Source organism: Streptomyces sp. AC1-42W, from assembly GCF_003248355.1.
Taxonomy (GTDB): domain Bacteria; phylum Actinomycetota; class Actinomycetes; order Streptomycetales; family Streptomycetaceae; genus Streptomyces.
In genome coordinates this window covers 3,203,779-3,218,082 of the sequence record NZ_QKWY01000001.1, presented here as the reverse complement: position 1 = coordinate 3,218,082, position 14,304 = coordinate 3,203,779, and the positions used below count along the sequence as shown (strand labels likewise).

The following is a 14,304-nucleotide window of genomic DNA, read 5'->3' as shown; positions in this document are numbered from 1 at the left end:
GGGTGGCCGACAGGCCGATCCATCGAGGGGCGCGGGCTTCGCGGATCGCGGCCTCGGCCCCCCGGGCGCCCACGGCGTGGCACTCGTCGACGACCACCAGACGGTAGCCGTCCAGCAGGCCGTCGGGGGCGTCGCGGTGGCTGAGTGTCTGCAGCATGATCAGGTCGACCACGTGGCCGCGGGGGTCCTTACCCGCGCCCAGGGAAGCGACGCGGCCGTCGCCGAGATCGAGGAACGTGGCCAGACGGTCCTGCCACTGCGACAGCAGCTCGGAGCGGTTGACGATGATCGCGGTGGGCGTCTTGTGGTGGGCGATCAGCGCGCAGGCCATCACGGTCTTGCCCGAGCCCGGCGGCGCCACGAGCACTCCGCTGCTGTGACCGTTGACCGCGTCGACCGCGCGGGCTTGCGCTTCGGTCAGCTCGCCGGTGAAGAATGCGCTGATCAGCGCGGCGTCCGCAAGCTCGCTGGTGATCGTGAGTGTGCCGCCGGCGGCGGCGATGAGCTGGGCCGCTTCGTCGCGCAGGCCGCGCGGCAGCCGGATCCAGTCCGGGTCGGTGGCGTCGAAGGAGCAGACCACGCGCGGGGTGTCCCAGGTGGAGTACCGCTGGCTCTGGCGGCGGTAGAACTCCGGGTTGTGGAACGACGCCGTGTGCTTGAGTGCGGCAAGCAAGGCTGCCGGCAGGCCCTTGGTGGAGATCGCGAGCATCGCCTCGACGGCCCCTGCCGCCCAAGCCCCAGCGCGCGCCGCCGGGGCTTGGGCGGCAGGACCGGCGCGGTCGCTGACGGGCCCGCCTTGACCTCGCCGAGCTTGTCGACAAGCGCCTCGACCTGAGCCGAGGAGAGCCGCTCCACCTGGGACAGCTGCGAGAACTGGTCGGGGTGGGGCTCCCAGGTCTGCGGGTCGCAGAACACCGTGGTGCCCTTGAGGCGGGAGACCCCCTGGAGCGGGAGCCCGATCAGGTTGCCGAACCGGGCGTTGCCCTTGGCGTTCGTCGGCAGCAGGTCCCGGGCAGGGAAGAGTCGGTCGTAGCTGGACAACGTCATCTGCCCGCAGACGTCGATCGCCCGGCGCAACAGCGCCATCCCAAGTGTGCGGGCGGTGACCGCGGGGATGGGGCGGTGAAGAAGGTTCACACGTGCGCGCCCGTGCCGGAACGGGAGACCTCCACCAGGGCGGGGATGCCGGCGTCGTGGCAGGCGGCGGCGTAGGCGGACGCGTCGCCGCGCCAGTCGCTGCCCTCCTTGCCGTCGAAGTCGACTGCAAGGAGGCGGCAGGTGTCGTCAGCCAGCAGCGGGTACAGCCCCAGGTGAGTCTCCCAGGCACCGGGCTCGGGGCGGGAGAGGTGGTTGTAGACGGCCCGGTCCGTCAGCGGCCGGAACACCCGCTCGGCCTCGGCCTTGTTCTTGGCGAACGGGTTGTCCTCGGCGGGGCTCCAGCCCGTCCGGCCCGACTTCGCGCCCACCCACCGGGTGGCGTAGACGTCCTCGCGGCCGGCGAACAGCGCCCGGAACAGGGCGATCTTCGCCTCCGTCCCGGAGGACGCGTCCGCGTACGGCAGACCGTGGCCGCCTTCCGTGATGACGGGTGGGGGAGGCTCGGGGACCGGAGCCAGCGCCCGTGGCGCGTCGGGTGCGGGAACTCCCAGCCGGGTGCGCAGACGCCGATTCTCGGCTCGCACCTCGGCGAGCTCCGCGCGTGGTTCGACGTTCTCTTCGAGCGCCACATCGAGGCGGATGCGCAGTTCGGCCAGGTCGTTACTGTCGTACCAGTCCTCCACCCCTCCATGATCCGGATTCGTGTCCGTGGAGAGGTCGTTTTCGCGTAGATTCCCACGAGGTGATCGAGCCGATGGCCTACCCGTCCGGCGCCGGTCCGCCGGCCGCCCAGGCTTGCACGGCCGCTAGGTACCGGGACGCGGCGGCATCCGCGTCCCGGGTGCGGACTGCCGGTTCCAGGCGCGCGAACCGCGGGGCTTGTCTGTCCCCTTTCAGCCGCTTGGCCGGGGCCATTTCTCCCGCAGCCACGCGAGGTCGGTCTCGGTGCGGATGCGGGCCGCTTGCTCACGGGTGAACACCGCGTTCGTCTTGGTCAGGACCAGGGTGTAGGGGCGTCCCTGACGCCGGGTGGTGTGGGACACGGGCAGGCCGGCCAGATCGATACGGCTGTGGATGTGGCGGCGCCGGTCCTTCGCGAGCGGCCAATCCATGACCCGACGGGTGCGGGAAGTGAGGAAGGCGTCGAGGTCGGGGCAGAGGCCGCAGCCGGACCGGCAGGTGCCGGCGGGGGTGAGTGACCAGTCGTCCGCCGCGCGTACGGGGCGGGTGACGGCCGCGGTGAGCCGGGCCTCGCAGTGGTCGGCGAGCGTCTGGAAGGCGTGGGCCGCGGGTGCCCCGTCTCGTACGGTCGTCGGTCGGCGGGCCATGGTACGCAAGGCCGGGAGCAGGCATTCCAGGGCGGTGTCCGGCAGGGCGCGCAGCGCGGTGACGATCGTGCCGGCGGTTTTCGGGTCGCACGCCTGCAGGACGCGGGCCAAGGGAGCTCCCAGCCGTTCCATGCCCTCGCGGCCCACGTCGAGCCAGCCGGTGAGCTGCTGCTCGGCCGCTTGCCAGACGCCCTCGACCAGCGGTGCCGCCACCGCGTCTCCGTCACCGTCAGCGGTCCGCAGCGCGGCACAGAGGCCGGGCAGAGCCTCGAGCCACGCTGCGCGATCCGCCCCGGTGTACGCGGCGACCGGGCCGAACCAGCTGCCGACGGCCCCGCGCGACCACGTCCGCCCGTACCGTGCGGCCGCTGCCGCGAGATCGGGTACGTGTCGCTCGCCCAGGGTCTCCACCCCGAAGGGCGCAAGGAGCATCGCGGCGGTGTCCGCTTCCTCCAGTCCCACAGCGACGTGCAGGGCGGCAGTGAAGAGTGGAGCGGCCGCTTCGCCCGAACCGCGATGCTTCCAGAACGGGGCGAGCGACCGGGCGAGCGTACGCGCCAGCTCCAACTCCCCGGTGTCCAGGTGGCCCTGGATCTCTCGCAGGGCTCCCTCGGAGCCGGCCTCGGCGCGTGCCGCGAACGAGCGTTGCCGGGGCCAGAGCACCACTGCGGTCCGCCGGTACCAGCGGTCCAGGGTGTTGCCGTAGTTGCCCATGTAGCCCTCGTACTCGGACTGGTAGGGCGTGAGGTCCTTGTTCTCGGTGGTGGCGCACACCTCGGCGTAAGAGACGGGCAGGGAGATCTGCTCACCGTCGGCGCGGGTCCACCAGTCGAGGGTGATCTCGTCGTCGATCAGGTCGCCCAGCTCGTAGTCGGAGAAGTCGCCGCTGCGGCGGCGCTCGGCCCCGGGCTCCCCGTCGGGGTCGAGGAGGCACTCACCCTCGCATTCCTCGTCCTCGCAGCCGTCGAAGTGCTCGACATCGCCGTAGTAGTCGTAGCGGTCGTGGGGCGGTACGGCGTCCCAAGTCTCTTTCACCTCGGCCAATGCGAGAACCGCCTCGCAGCCTGCCTGCCCGGCGGCCTGGCGGAGCCGGGTGGCACGCGTGGCGTCGGCACCCTTGAGGCGGTCCCAGTCCAGGCCACGCTGGGTGTACTCGTGGTCGAGGAGGTACACGAGGCGGTTCGGGGGCGCCGTTTTCTGGCGGCCGTAGGCGTAGCGCTCTTCGGCCGGCTCGGTGAAGTGTTCGGTCAGGCAGTGGGCCAGGTCGGCGACCGGGCCGTCGTCGTCCCCGCCGGCCGGGCGGGTGCGTTCGGCGAGGAGGTTCATGGTGAGGGTGACGCGGTAGCCGGACTTGACGGGCTTGACCTCGTGAAGGCAGTCCGCGTAGAAGGCAGCGAAGGTCAGCTTCTCCCGGGATGCCTGGTAGACGACGCTCCGGCCGGCGTGCGAGACAACGAGTTCACCGCCGGTGTGGTACGAGGGCAGCGAGACCACCAGGGTGCCCACCATGGAGTCGTCCTTCTCGGAGTCCTGGTGCGGCAGGAAGAACTGGCCCTTGCCGTAGACGAGCAGCGCGTGCGGTTCGGCCCGCAGGACGGTGGTGGGCGGCAGACCGAGCCCGGTACGGACGCCGTCGAGGACGCCGCTCAGGGTGCGGTCCCAGTCGGGGCCGCCCAGGGTGATCCGGTCCGGAGTGATCTCCCAGGTGTCGCGCACGCTGGTGTCGGCCAGGGTCTGCTCACCGCGGCCGAAGCGGGCCTGCCGGGCCTGCGCGATCAGCTTCTTGGTGACCGGAGCACGCAACGGCAGGGGCAGCACCCCGACGCCGTCGACCTCGATCCGCAGCGCGCGGGCGGACATCTCGATGCGGGTACTGAAGTCCCCGCATCGCTCCGAGGCGTCAAGCAGCTTCGCCAGTTGCTTTCGTGCTCCGTGTCCCATGGTGTTTCGTTCCCCTGGTCGGCAGCGTGCCGTTCCATCTGTTCCGGCAACCCTAGCGCTGCTGGAAGTCCCTGTTCTCAGATGGCAGAACAGCCTTGACATCCGAGGCACCCGCGCAGGTTCAGGGAAGGCCCGGGACGGTGAGGCGTTCAGCGGGGTGATCAAGGGGGCGGTTCTGTTCCCTGTGGCGATCGGCCTCAGCCGGATCTTAGGCGGTACCCGATCCCGGTGCCTACGCGCGGGGATGTCGTACGGCGAGCTCTACGAGCGGCCGCGCCAACGCGCAGCCCGGCTTGCGGCGGCCGGAATCGCGGATCGCGGATCGCGGATCGCCAAGGACGACTGACGGGCGCCGCTCGCCACCAGTCGTGCGAGCCGCACCTCTGGCCGGCTGCTCACGTCATCGTCCGTCGCGCCGTTCCGGTCCGTAGGGGCTCCATCCCTTGAGGTACGGCTTCAGTTCCGCCGGCGTGGGCTCACGCGTGTGCGGCATTCCTGGAAGCCGGGTCAATGGGTCGATCGACCCCACGTACCCCCTTGCTCACCGCAACCAACGCCGGGCCGAGTCCAAAGCCGCCTCGCCCACAGCACCGTCCAGCTCGCCGATACGACGTTCCAATGCCGTGCAGTACGCGCTGAGGGCAGCGGCCTCTTCGCGAAGCACCTCAGCGAGTTGAACGGATCTGCCACGGGAGGGAAGCTCCGGGGCGCTCCTGGTTGAGGTCTCCCGGCCGTCAGGCGCGCAGCAGGGTGACGGTGCGCCCGGAGGGCGTGGTCTGTTGCGAGAAAGCGGTGCGCTCGTGGACCGGAGCTGCCTGCGGGCGGGTATCGAAGAGGACGAGGGTGCCCGTGGACAGCTCCATGCGGTCCAGGTAGTCGCCCAACTGTGCCAGCCCCTCGGCGAGGGGGTCGGTGCGGCCCTGGCGCCACACCTTCAGCTCAGCACCGTCGTCTTCCCGGTCTGCCGTGGCGCGTGCACCACGAAGTACTGGCCCTGCTCGATGTACCCGCGGGCCCTGGGCAGCCGCTCCTGGGCCGGCACCATGTAGTGACGCGTGGGGACGCACGGCCCGGCCGTATTGAAGTAGCGCATACCTCGCACGCCGGCCGACGGCACCGACAACCTGAGACGACCGTGCACCCGACCACCCGCCACACCGCCCCGTACGGGCACGAGTGCCGGAGCAGCGGTGCCCCGGTGCGGAGATCACCCGGCGGGCAGACGCAGAAACGCGGCCAGCGCCCGCTGGGGTGCGGTGACCGCTGGGGCGCCTCCGGCGACCGCCAGGGCATGCGGGTCACCACGGCACAGCTCTTCACGTGCCGATCAGATCATCCGGGGCACCGTTGTCGTCCCAGTCGGCCTCATGCATCCTGCCCTTGCCGAGAATCTCATCCGGGCTGGTGAGCGACCGGGGCGCGCACTGCGGCCAGTGCCTTGTCGGACAGTTTGGCCGCAGGTCAGGGGCCGGTTCCCCGCGACCACAAACGCGGGAAGCGGCTGTACCTGCTTCGTCACGGCGGCAAGGAGTGGCTGGACGAAGAACGACAGAGTCTCATCACTGTGGGGACCCGCATGGGCCGCGAGGTCGCCGGCGTGGAAGGTCTCCACTCGCACCTCGCCCTGGCCAGAGAGCAGGAGATTGCCGATTCGCTGCGAACCAGGTGGCTGCGCTTCGCGGCCGGCGAGAGAGAGCACTGGAAGGCGCCATCTCCCACCGCCCTACTGTTCGATCTTGAAAAATGATGGAAAACAGCAGGTCAAAGCCGCTCAGGACACGTCGACATAGTTTCGTTCATGAAGTTCATCACGACCAAGTCCTTCATGCCGTTCGTGATCTACCGGATCATCCTCGGCGTGGTGATCTTCGCCCTGGTGGGCACCGACACGCTCAGCCCGCACGCGGGCGAGTCGGGCGGCTGACCCCGCGGCCCGCCGCCCCGGTCACGGCCGGGACGGCGGGCTCGGGTGTCCGTGGGAACGCGGGTACGGGGGCATGCCGGTACGGGGCGGGGTTCAGATCTCCGTGTCGCCGGGGCCCTCGGCGCCGAACTGCTCGGCGCGCAGGGCGAGGTCCTGGAGCACGTCCGCCGACGTCACGTCGGTCTGCCCGGAGTCGTGCACCTGGGCCAGCATGGCGAACGCCAGGGTGAACGCCCCGACGAGCTGTTCCACCGCGCCGCCGACCTCGCGACCGACAACCACCACCACGTCCTCGACGGTGGCGTCCTCCGGGATCGAGATCCTCGGCATCGTCTCGTTGAGAAGGGCGGTGACCACGGTCGAATCGGTGTCGGCGTCGTCGCGGTCGGGATTCTCCTCCAGCAGCCGGCGCATCTCGCCCGCCTCGGTCAGGATGCCGACCACGCGCTTCACGACTTCGCTCTGCTCCATTCCGCGAGCATAGGCGCCGAAGGCCCCGCCCACCGGCACAACGGCGTACCGGAGCACACCGTGCCCCGGCCCGGACGGCCGCCCCCGCCTCGGCACCCCGGTACGCGGGGCCGTAGCGTACGGAGCAGGTCGGATCGGCGAGAGGAACCCATGAGCGGCACCGAGCTTCCCGTGATCGCGGCGGTCGACGGCTCCACGCACAGTCTGGAGGCCCTGGACTGGGCGGCCCGCGAGGCCGTCGCACGCGCCCTGCCCCTGCTGATCGTGCATGTGCGGCAGCTCGACCGGCGCGCCGACCAGGCCGCGCAGGAGCGGGAGGCGGGTGAGCTGCTGGCCTCGGCGGTGCGCCGGGCCGACCGGATCGCGCCGGGGCTGCGGCCCACCACGCTGGCCCCGCTCGACTTCCCCGCCGCCGCGCTGGTCTCGCTGAGCCGGGACGCCTCGCTGGTGGTACTCGGTTCGCGGGGGCTCGGCGGGTTCCGGTCCCTGATGCTCGGGTCCAACAGCCTGGCGACGGCGTCGATGGCGAAGTGCCCGGTGGTGATCGTGCACGGCGGCCGGGACGGCGAGGAGCCCGGCGGCGGCCCGGACGAGGTCTTCCCGGACATCGTCGCCGGGGTGGCGGCCGACGAGAGCAGCGAAGGGGTGCTGGACTTCGCGTTCGAGACGGCGGCGGCGCATCCCGGCGCCCGGCTGCGGATCGTGCACGGCTGGACGATGTTCTCCTCGATGCTGTCCGGCGGGCCCGTGTTCGACCGGAACGCGGCGGCGGACGCGGCCGAACGCTCGCTGGCGGAGCTGACCGCCGGCCGGCGGGCCGCGTACCCGCAGGTCGAGGTCATGAAGGAGCCGGTCAACGGCTCCGCGACCCGCACCCTGGTCACCGCGTCCGCCACCGCCGCGCTGACGGTCGTCGGGCGGCGGCGGGGCGGCGAGTCGCTCGGGCTCGGGCTGTCGCCGGTCGCGCACACGACGCTGACGCACGCGATGGGTCCGGTGGCCGTCGTCCCCTGCTGACGGCCGGCCCGTGCCCGCTGCCCCACACTGGGCACAGGAGCGGGACCGGACGGCGGACGGACCGGTCGGCGGGCGGGCTTGTCGGCGGGCTGGCTTGTCGGCGGGCGGAACGAGGAGGCGCGGCATGGGGTCGTGGGCCGGTTGGCGCGAGCGGGGCGCGGGGCTGCTCGACCGGAGGGCGGGGCGCGCCGCCGCCGCGCTGTCGGCCGGGGCGCTGCCGGCGCTCGCCTTTCCGGCGCCCTCGCTGTGGTGGTTCGCCTACGTCTGCCTGGTGCCGCTCCTGCTGCTGGTCCGGTCCGCCGGTTCGGGGCGGGCGGCGGCGCGCGACGCGTGGCTGGGCGGCACCGGGTACATGATCGCGGTGCACCACTGGCTGATGCCGAGCCTGCATGTGTTCATCGTGGTCCTCGCGGCGCTCCTCGGTCTGCTGTGGGCGCCGTGGGGGGTGCTGGTGGGCCGGCTGCTGCGGGGTCCGGTGACCGGGTGGCGGGCGGTGGCGGCCGTGGTCCTGGTGCCCTGCGGCTGGCTGATGATCGAGCTGGTCAGGTCCTGGGAGGCGCTGGGCGGGCCGTGGGGGCTGCTGGGGGCGAGCCAGTGGCAGGTGGCACCGGCGCTGCGGCTGGCCTCGGTGGGTGGGGTGTGGCTGGTGAGCCTGCTGGTGGTGGCGGTGAACACCGCGCTGACCGTGCTGCTGGTGCACTCCGCCGCCCGGCTCGCGGCCGCCGTGTCACTGCTGGTGGGGGCGGTGCTGGTCGGTGCCGCCTGGATGTGGGCGCCGCAGCCCGAACGGGCGGGGACGGCGAGAGTCGCGGTCGTGCAGCCGGGGATCGTGGCGGGTCCGGACAGCGTGCGGCGCAGGTTCGCCCTCGGCGAGGAACTGACGCGGTCGCTCGCGGGGCGGGACGTGGACCTGGTGGTGTGGGGCGAGAGCAGTGTCGGCGTCGATCCGGCCCGGCGGACCGGCACGGCGGACCGGCTGGCGGCGCTGTCGCGGGCGGTGGGCGCGGATCTCCTGGTGAACGTGGACGCCCGGCAGACCGATGCGGCGGGCCGGACCGGGATCTTCAAGCGGGCGGTGCTGGTGGGGCCGCAGGGACTCACCGGGGACCGGTACGACAAGATGCGGCTGGTGCCGTTCGGTGAGTACGTCCCGGCCCGTTCGGCGCTGGGCTGGGCGACCTCGATGGGCCGGGCGGCGGGCGAGGACCGGCTGCGCGGCACCGCTCCGGTCACGATGCGGGTGCCCGGCGCGGACGGGCTGCGCATCGGCCCGCTGGTCTGCTTCGAGTCCGCGTTCCCCGACATGAGCCGGCGGCTGGTCTGGGACGGGGCCGCGCTGCTGGTCGCCCAGTCCTCCACCTCGTCGTTCCAGCACAGCTGGGCCCCGGAGCAGCACGCCTCGCTGGGGGCGCTGCGGGCGGCGGAGAGCGGCCGGCCGATGGTGCACGCCACGCTGACGGGGGTCAGCGCGGTGTACGGGCCGCGCGGTGAGGCGGTCGGGCCCGCGCTCGGCACGGACACCAGCGGCACCGCCGTGTACGGGGTGCCGCTGGCGCGGGGCACGACGCTGTACGTCCGCCTGGGCGACTGGCCGGTGTACGGGGCGCTGGCGGCCCTGGCCCTCTTCTGCGCGGCGGAGGGCGTACGGGCCGCGCGCACCCGGCGGCGCGCCCGTCCGGCGGCCTGCGAGGGGGCCTAGACCGGACCCGCAAGGTCGTCCCCGCCCGGACCCCGGGCCCTACGCCGCGTCCGGGTCCCCGGGCCCTACGCCGCGTTCAGGTCGCGCAGGACGCGTTCGCAGAGTTCGTGGGTCTCCAGGGCGTCGCGGGCGCTCGGCGAACGGCCGTCGCGCACGGCGTCCAGGAACCCCAGCACCGCCTGCTCGATACCGCGCTGACGGGCCACCGGCACCCAGTCGCCGCGCCGGCGCAGGCTGGGCTGCCCCTTGTGGTCGACGACCTCCGCGAGGTTGAGCACCTCGCGCTTGGAGTCCTGACCGGACACCTCCAGGCGCTCCTCGGTGGAGCCGCTGAGCCGGTTCATCGCGCCGATGGCGGTGAAGCCGTCGCCGGAGAGCTGGAGCACGACGTGGTGCAGCAGGCCATCCACGATCCGGCCGCTGACCACGGTGTGCTCGACGGGTCCGGGCACCAGGAAGCGCAGCGTGTCCACGACGTGGATGAAGTCGTCCAGCACCATGATCCGGGGGTTCTCCGGCAGCCCGACCCGGTTCTTCTGCATCAGGATCAGATCGCGCGGGTGCTCCGCGCACTGGGCGTAGCCCGGCGCCAGCCGGCGGTTGAACCCGACGGCGAGCCCGGTGCCGCGCGCCTCGGCCAGTTCCACCAGCCGGGTCGACTCCTCCAGCGTGTACGCGAGCGGCTTGTCCACGTACGTGGGGACGCCCGCTTCGAGCAGCCGGCCGACGATCTCCGGGTGGGCGGCGGTCGCGGCGTGCACGAACGCGGCGTCGAGGCCCTGGGCGAGGAGGGAGTCCAGGTCCTGGTGGCAGTGGTCCGCCGGGATGCGGTGCGCGGCGGCGACGGCGGCCAGGGTGGCCGGGTTGCGGGTCTGCAGATGCGGTTCGATGCCCGGCAGGGTTCCGAGAACCGGCAGGTACGCCTTCTGTGCGATGTCCCCGAGCCCGATGCAGCCGACCTTCACAGGGTGTTCCTCTCGCTGGTCAGCGCCGTGTGCCGGGCGCCTCCGTCGTCGTTCCGGCAGCATACGTGCCGCCCGGCGGCCGCCAGTCGGCGATCCCGTCGAAGGTGCGCAGGAGGAGGCCGGGCCCGAGGCGGGAGACCGTGGCCATGAGGAGGTCGCGGGCGGCGACGGCGGGGGCGCCGGTGAGACTCATGAGCCGGGCGACGCGGTCGGCCTTGCGGACGACGGCGGTGGTGCGCGGCAGCCGGTCGGCGGTGTACGCGGCGAGGCCCGCGCCCATGTCCTGGCCGGGGGTCATGTGGTGGGCGAGGACGACGGCGTCCTCGATGGCCTGGTTGCCGCCCTGGCCGAGGGTGGGGGCCATGGCGTGGGCGGAGTCCCCGACGAGGACGGTGCGGCCCCGGTGGAAGGCGGGCAGGGGCCGGGCCATGCGGTACACGTCGTTGCGCAGGATCTCCTGCGGTGCGGTGGCGGCGATGATCTGCGGGACCGGGTCGTGCCAGTCGCCGAAGCGGCGCAGGAGTTCCGCCTGCTCGTCGTCGGCCTGTGCTCCGGCGGGCGAGACGGCGGCCGCGTAGGCGTAGATGCGGCCGTCCTTGAGCGGCTGGGTGCCCCACAGGGCGCCGCGCCCCCAGGTCTCGTGCGGCGCGAACGGGCGGTCCGGGGCCGGGACGACGGCGCGCCAGGCGGTGAAGCCGGCGTAGGAGGGGCCGGGGGCGTCCGGGAGGAGCGCGGTCCGCACGGCGGAGTGGATGCCGTCGGCGCCGACGACGAGTTCGGCCTCGACCGTCCCGTCCGGCGTGCCGACGACGGCGGGGGCGCCGCCCGCCGTACCGGGGTCGATCAGCCGGGCCGGGCAGCCGGTGCGCACTGCGGACGCGGGGAGCCGGGCGGCGACGCGGTCGATGAGGACGGACCGGTGGACGAGGACGAGCGGGCCGCCGAACCGCTGGGCGGCGGCGGTGGCGTCGGTGCGCGAGAGCCAGCGGCCGGACGGCGCGCGCATTCCGCCCTCGCCCTGCCAGGCGGCCAGGGACCTGATCTCGTCGCCGAGGCCGATGACGTCGAGCGCGCGCTGGGCGTTGGGGGCGAGGCCGATGCCGGCGCCGACCGGCTCCAGGGCGTCCGCGCGTTCCAGCACGGTGACCCGCCAGCCCGACCGGTGCAGGGCCACGGCGGCGGTGAGGCCGCCGATTCCGCTGCCGATGACGACCGCACGGGGCATGACCATGGCTTTCCCTCCGCCGCAACTACATCTGTAGTGACCCGGCCAAACTTACTACACCTGTAGTGACGACGGTAGGTTGCTCCCATGACCGCACGTCCCACCGGCGCCGACCGGGCCGATCTGATCGCCGACGCCGCGCTCGCCCTGCTCGCGGAGCGCGGCATGCGGGGGCTGACCCATCGCGCGGTCGACGAACGGGCCGGGCTGCCGCAGGGCTCCACGTCCAACCACGCCCGCACCCGGCAGTCCCTGCTGGAGGCGGCGGTGCGGCGGCTGGCGGAGCGGGAGGCCCGGGTCCTCGTCCCGGGCACGCTCCCGGCGGGCGACGGCACGGGCGAGGTGGGGGGCGACGGCAGGGGCGAGTTGGTGGCGGCGCTCGCCCGCGCTCTGCACCGCTATCTGACGCACCACCGCGAACTGCTCGTCTGCCGGTACGAACTGGCCCTGGAGGCCACCCGGCGCCCCGAGCTGCGGGCGTTCTTCGACGCGACGGGCCTGCGCTTCCGGGCGCCGCTGGTGGCGCTGATGACGGCGGCCGGTTCCCCGGAGCCGGAGCGGCACGCGCTGTCCGTGGTCGCCTGGTGCGAGGGGCTGATGTTCTCCTGCGCGGCCGGCTCCTACCACCGCTCCGTACCGGGCGAGGCGGAGCTGCGCACCGGTTTCGACGAGCTGCTGCGCGGCATGCTGGGGCACTGACCCGCCCCGGCACGGCTCCGGCGGTCCGCACGGCTCCGGCTGTCCGCACGGCGCCGACCCGTCCGCATCGCACCGGCCGGCGTCACTCGTGCGGGCCAATTGGGGCGCGGAGCCGCACCGGCGGGGCCCGGGCGCCGCAGAGTTGATCACGTGCAGCGAACCCGAACCCTCGTGACACTCCTGGCCGGTCTCGCGCTCGCGACCCTGTCGGGGTGCGTGTCCGTCCAGCCGCAGCCGGCCGCCCCGCCCCGCCCGGAGACCGGCCGGCCCGCCCATCAGCTGGCGCCGCAGACCGCCGGACCGCCGGTCCACGACACGCTGGAGGCGGTACCGAAGGCGAAGCGCTCCTCCGCCGCGACCGCGCCGTCCGCCGCGCACCGCCCGGCGGCGCCCCCGGCCGTGCGGCCCGCCGGGCCGCGCCTGCCGCAGGGGGGCGCCGTCCCGGTGCGCCCGCGACCGCGCCTCACCGTTCCGGCGGCGCCCGCCCCGGCCCTGCCCGCGCCGGGCGGCGGCAGCGGGGTGTGCGCGCTCGGACGGGGGTACGGGCACTGGCCCGCCGGCAGCCCGCAGTCCCGGATCTGCGACCGCGCCTACGGCCGGTGACGGGGCGCGGGCACCGGCCCCCGGAGCGCGCCGCCGTACGTATGGGCGCTCACCACTCCCGCAGCCGCCGTTCCAGCCGGTCGATCTCCGCCCGCACGCCTCCCCCGTAACCGTCGTCCGTGCCGTCGTCGGCGAGCACCGCCGAGGCCGCCCGCGCCCGCTCCAGATGGTCCCGGGCGGCCGCCGGGCGGCGGAGCTTCACATAGTCGGCGGCGAGACTGAGGTGCAGCGACGGATAGAAGGCCCGTACCGCCTGCCCGTCCGGCAGCGCCCGAGCGGCGGTGAGGGCCCGCAGGTCCCAGGCCAGTTCGTCGGCCGGGTCGTCCTGCGTATCGGCCAGGTAGTGCGCCAGGGTGCAGCGGTGCAGGGCGTCGCCCTCGTCGCCGAGATCGGACCAGAGCGCGGCAAAGCGGTTGCGGGCCTCCTCCCGGTCACCGCCGTGCAGCAGCATGACCGCCTGGCCGATCCTGGTCGTGAAGAGATCCTCCGCCGTCTCCCGCCGCTCCGTCACCACAGCCTCCCTCGCACCCGTCCGCCCGCGTCCGGCGGCCGGTCCGGCTTCCGACGCTAGCCGCCGGGGCGGGCGGGCGCGGGGAGGCTCGGGGCTCAGCCGAGGTCGGGGATGCGCCAGTCGATGGGCTGGTGGCCCTGGCTCGCGACGGCCTCGTTTATCTGGGTGAAGGGACGGGAGCCGAAGAACTTCTTCGCGGACAGCGGCGAGGGGTGCGCCCCCTTCACCACGACATGGCGCTCGGTGTCGATCAGGGGGAGCTTCTTCTGCGCGTAATTGCCCCACAGCACGAAGACCGCCGGGTCGGGGCGCTCGGCCACGGCCCGGATGACGGCGTCGGTGACCTTCTCCCAGCCCTTGCCCTTGTGCGAGTTGGCCTCGCCGGCACGGACGGTCAGCACCGCGTTGAGCAGGAGGACGCCCTGCTGGGCCCACGGCATGAGGTAGCCGTTGTCCGGGACGGGCAGGCCCAGCTCCTCCTTCATCTCCTTGTAGATGTTGCGCAGGGAGGGCGGGGTCTTCACTCCGGGCCGCACGGAGAAGCACAGGCCGTGGCCCTGGCCCTCGCCGTGGTACGGGTCCTGGCCGAGGACCAGCACCTTCACCTGGTCGAACGGGGTCGCTTCCAGGGCCGCGAACACCTGCTCCCGGGGCGGGTAGACCGGTCCGGCGGACCGCTCCTCCTCGACGAACTCGGTGAGCTCCTTGAAGTAGGGCTTCTGCAGCTCTTCGCCGAGGACGCCGCGCCAGGACTCGGGCAGCAGGTCGGTGTCGGTCACGTGAACAACCTCCGGTAAGCAATCCGTTCTTGATCCCAGAACCT

14 protein-coding genes and 2 pseudogenes are annotated in these 14,304 nt (G+C 73.2%); 6 read left to right on the top strand and 10 right to left on the bottom strand.

The window, feature by feature from the left end; translation table 11 throughout:
- Positions 1-7 precede the first annotated feature (7 nt).
- The 5 genes and pseudogenes from DNK56_RS36725 to DNK56_RS14800 all read right to left on the bottom strand — a co-directional run.
- A pseudogene (locus DNK56_RS36725) lies at positions 8-421 on the bottom strand (DEAD/DEAH box helicase); the annotation flags it as partial.
- A 23-nt stretch (positions 422-444) separates the two neighbouring features.
- Complete coding sequence (locus tag DNK56_RS36720) at positions 445-1,137, bottom strand: TOTE conflict system archaeo-eukaryotic primase domain-containing protein (protein WP_446750423.1); 693 nt, start codon at positions 1,135-1,137, stop codon at positions 445-447.
- On the bottom strand, positions 1,134-1,781 hold the full coding sequence (locus DNK56_RS14815) for a TOTE conflict system archaeo-eukaryotic primase domain-containing protein (RefSeq protein WP_111334203.1): 648 nt from the start codon (positions 1,779-1,781) through the stop codon (positions 1,134-1,136). Before DNK56_RS14815 ends, DNK56_RS36720 begins: the two co-directional genes overlap by 4 nt.
- 210 nt (positions 1,782-1,991) lie before the next feature.
- Positions 1,992-4,367: a 2OG-Fe(II) oxygenase gene (locus tag DNK56_RS14810; RefSeq protein ID WP_111334201.1), complete on the bottom strand. Its 2,376-nt coding sequence runs from the start codon at positions 4,365-4,367 to the stop codon at positions 1,992-1,994.
- 734 nt (positions 4,368-5,101) lie between these two features.
- Positions 5,102-5,299: a hypothetical protein gene (locus tag DNK56_RS14800; protein WP_241989873.1), complete on the bottom strand. Its 198-nt coding sequence runs from the start codon at positions 5,297-5,299 to the stop codon at positions 5,102-5,104.
- A 644-nt stretch (positions 5,300-5,943) separates the two neighbouring features.
- Here DNK56_RS14800 and DNK56_RS34975 point away from each other — a divergent pair.
- On the top strand, positions 5,944-6,114 hold the full coding sequence (locus DNK56_RS34975; protein WP_158558518.1) for a hypothetical protein: 171 nt from the start codon (positions 5,944-5,946) through the stop codon (positions 6,112-6,114).
- Positions 6,115-6,153: 39 nt separating this feature from the next.
- Positions 6,154-6,291 (top strand): annotated as a pseudogene (locus DNK56_RS14790) (undecaprenyl-diphosphatase); the annotation flags it as partial.
- A gap of 93 nt (positions 6,292-6,384) precedes the next feature.
- On the opposite strand, the gene DNK56_RS14785 reads toward DNK56_RS14790, so the two are convergent.
- Positions 6,385-6,762, bottom strand: coding sequence for a hypothetical protein (locus tag DNK56_RS14785; protein ID WP_111334193.1), 378 nt, complete (start codon positions 6,760-6,762; stop codon positions 6,385-6,387).
- Positions 6,763-6,912: 150 nt separating this feature from the next.
- Here DNK56_RS14785 and DNK56_RS14780 point away from each other — a divergent pair, with 150 nt between their 5' ends.
- Entirely contained in the window at positions 6,913-7,779 is an 867-nt protein-coding gene (locus DNK56_RS14780) for a universal stress protein (protein WP_111334191.1), read from the top strand.
- 124 nt (positions 7,780-7,903) lie between these two features.
- The gene (lnt, locus tag DNK56_RS14775; protein ID WP_111334189.1) at positions 7,904-9,478 is read left to right on the top strand and encodes an apolipoprotein N-acyltransferase; all 1,575 of its coding nucleotides are present in this window, start codon (positions 7,904-7,906) and stop codon (positions 9,476-9,478) included.
- A 65-nt stretch (positions 9,479-9,543) separates the two neighbouring features.
- Here lnt and DNK56_RS14770 read toward each other — a convergent pair whose 3' ends face one another.
- Together DNK56_RS14770 and DNK56_RS14765 are read right to left on the bottom strand one after the other, a co-directional pair.
- Positions 9,544-10,443, bottom strand: coding sequence for a Gfo/Idh/MocA family protein (locus DNK56_RS14770; RefSeq protein WP_111334187.1), 900 nt, complete (start codon positions 10,441-10,443; stop codon positions 9,544-9,546).
- Positions 10,444-10,462: 19 nt separating this feature from the next.
- Positions 10,463-11,674 (bottom strand): FAD-dependent monooxygenase, encoded by a 1,212-nt coding sequence (locus DNK56_RS14765; RefSeq protein ID WP_111334185.1) that lies wholly within the window; start codon positions 11,672-11,674, stop codon positions 10,463-10,465.
- An 81-nt stretch (positions 11,675-11,755) separates the two neighbouring features.
- On the opposite strand from DNK56_RS14765, the gene DNK56_RS14760 reads away from it, so the two are divergent.
- Together DNK56_RS14760 and DNK56_RS14755 are read left to right on the top strand one after the other, a co-directional pair.
- Entirely contained in the window at positions 11,756-12,367 is a 612-nt protein-coding gene (locus DNK56_RS14760; RefSeq protein WP_111334183.1) for a TetR/AcrR family transcriptional regulator, read from the top strand.
- A gap of 150 nt (positions 12,368-12,517) precedes the next feature.
- On the top strand, positions 12,518-12,970 hold the full coding sequence (locus DNK56_RS14755) for a hypothetical protein (protein WP_342211056.1): 453 nt from the start codon (positions 12,518-12,520) through the stop codon (positions 12,968-12,970).
- A gap of 49 nt (positions 12,971-13,019) precedes the next feature.
- Here DNK56_RS14755 and DNK56_RS14750 read toward each other — a convergent pair whose 3' ends face one another.
- Together DNK56_RS14750 and DNK56_RS14745 are read right to left on the bottom strand one after the other, a co-directional pair.
- Positions 13,020-13,481 (bottom strand): hypothetical protein, encoded by a 462-nt coding sequence (locus tag DNK56_RS14750; RefSeq protein WP_111334179.1) that lies wholly within the window; start codon positions 13,479-13,481, stop codon positions 13,020-13,022.
- A 95-nt stretch (positions 13,482-13,576) separates the two neighbouring features.
- Positions 13,577-14,260, bottom strand: a complete 684-nt coding sequence (locus DNK56_RS14745) for a uracil-DNA glycosylase (RefSeq protein WP_111334177.1) — start codon at positions 14,258-14,260, stop codon at positions 13,577-13,579.
- Positions 14,261-14,304: the final 44 nt, after the last annotated feature.

Bases quoted from the DNA above. Each gene is read 5' to 3' on its own strand.
- DNK56_RS14810 (WP_111334201.1), bottom strand. From the start codon at position 4,367: ATGGGACACGGAGCACGAAAGCAACTGGCGAAGCTGCTTGACGCCTCG.
- DNK56_RS34975 (WP_158558518.1), top strand. From the start codon at position 5,944: ATGGGCCGCGAGGTCGCCGGCGTGGAAGGTCTCCACTCGCACCTCGCC.
- DNK56_RS14785 (WP_111334193.1), bottom strand. From the start codon at position 6,762: ATGGAGCAGAGCGAAGTCGTGAAGCGCGTGGTCGGCATCCTGACCGAG.
- DNK56_RS14780 (WP_111334191.1), top strand. From the start codon at position 6,913: ATGAGCGGCACCGAGCTTCCCGTGATCGCGGCGGTCGACGGCTCCACG.
- lnt (WP_111334189.1), top strand. From the start codon at position 7,904: ATGGGGTCGTGGGCCGGTTGGCGCGAGCGGGGCGCGGGGCTGCTCGAC.
- DNK56_RS14765 (WP_111334185.1), bottom strand. From the start codon at position 11,674: ATGGTCATGCCCCGTGCGGTCGTCATCGGCAGCGGAATCGGCGGCCTC.
- DNK56_RS14760 (WP_111334183.1), top strand. From the start codon at position 11,756: ATGACCGCACGTCCCACCGGCGCCGACCGGGCCGATCTGATCGCCGAC.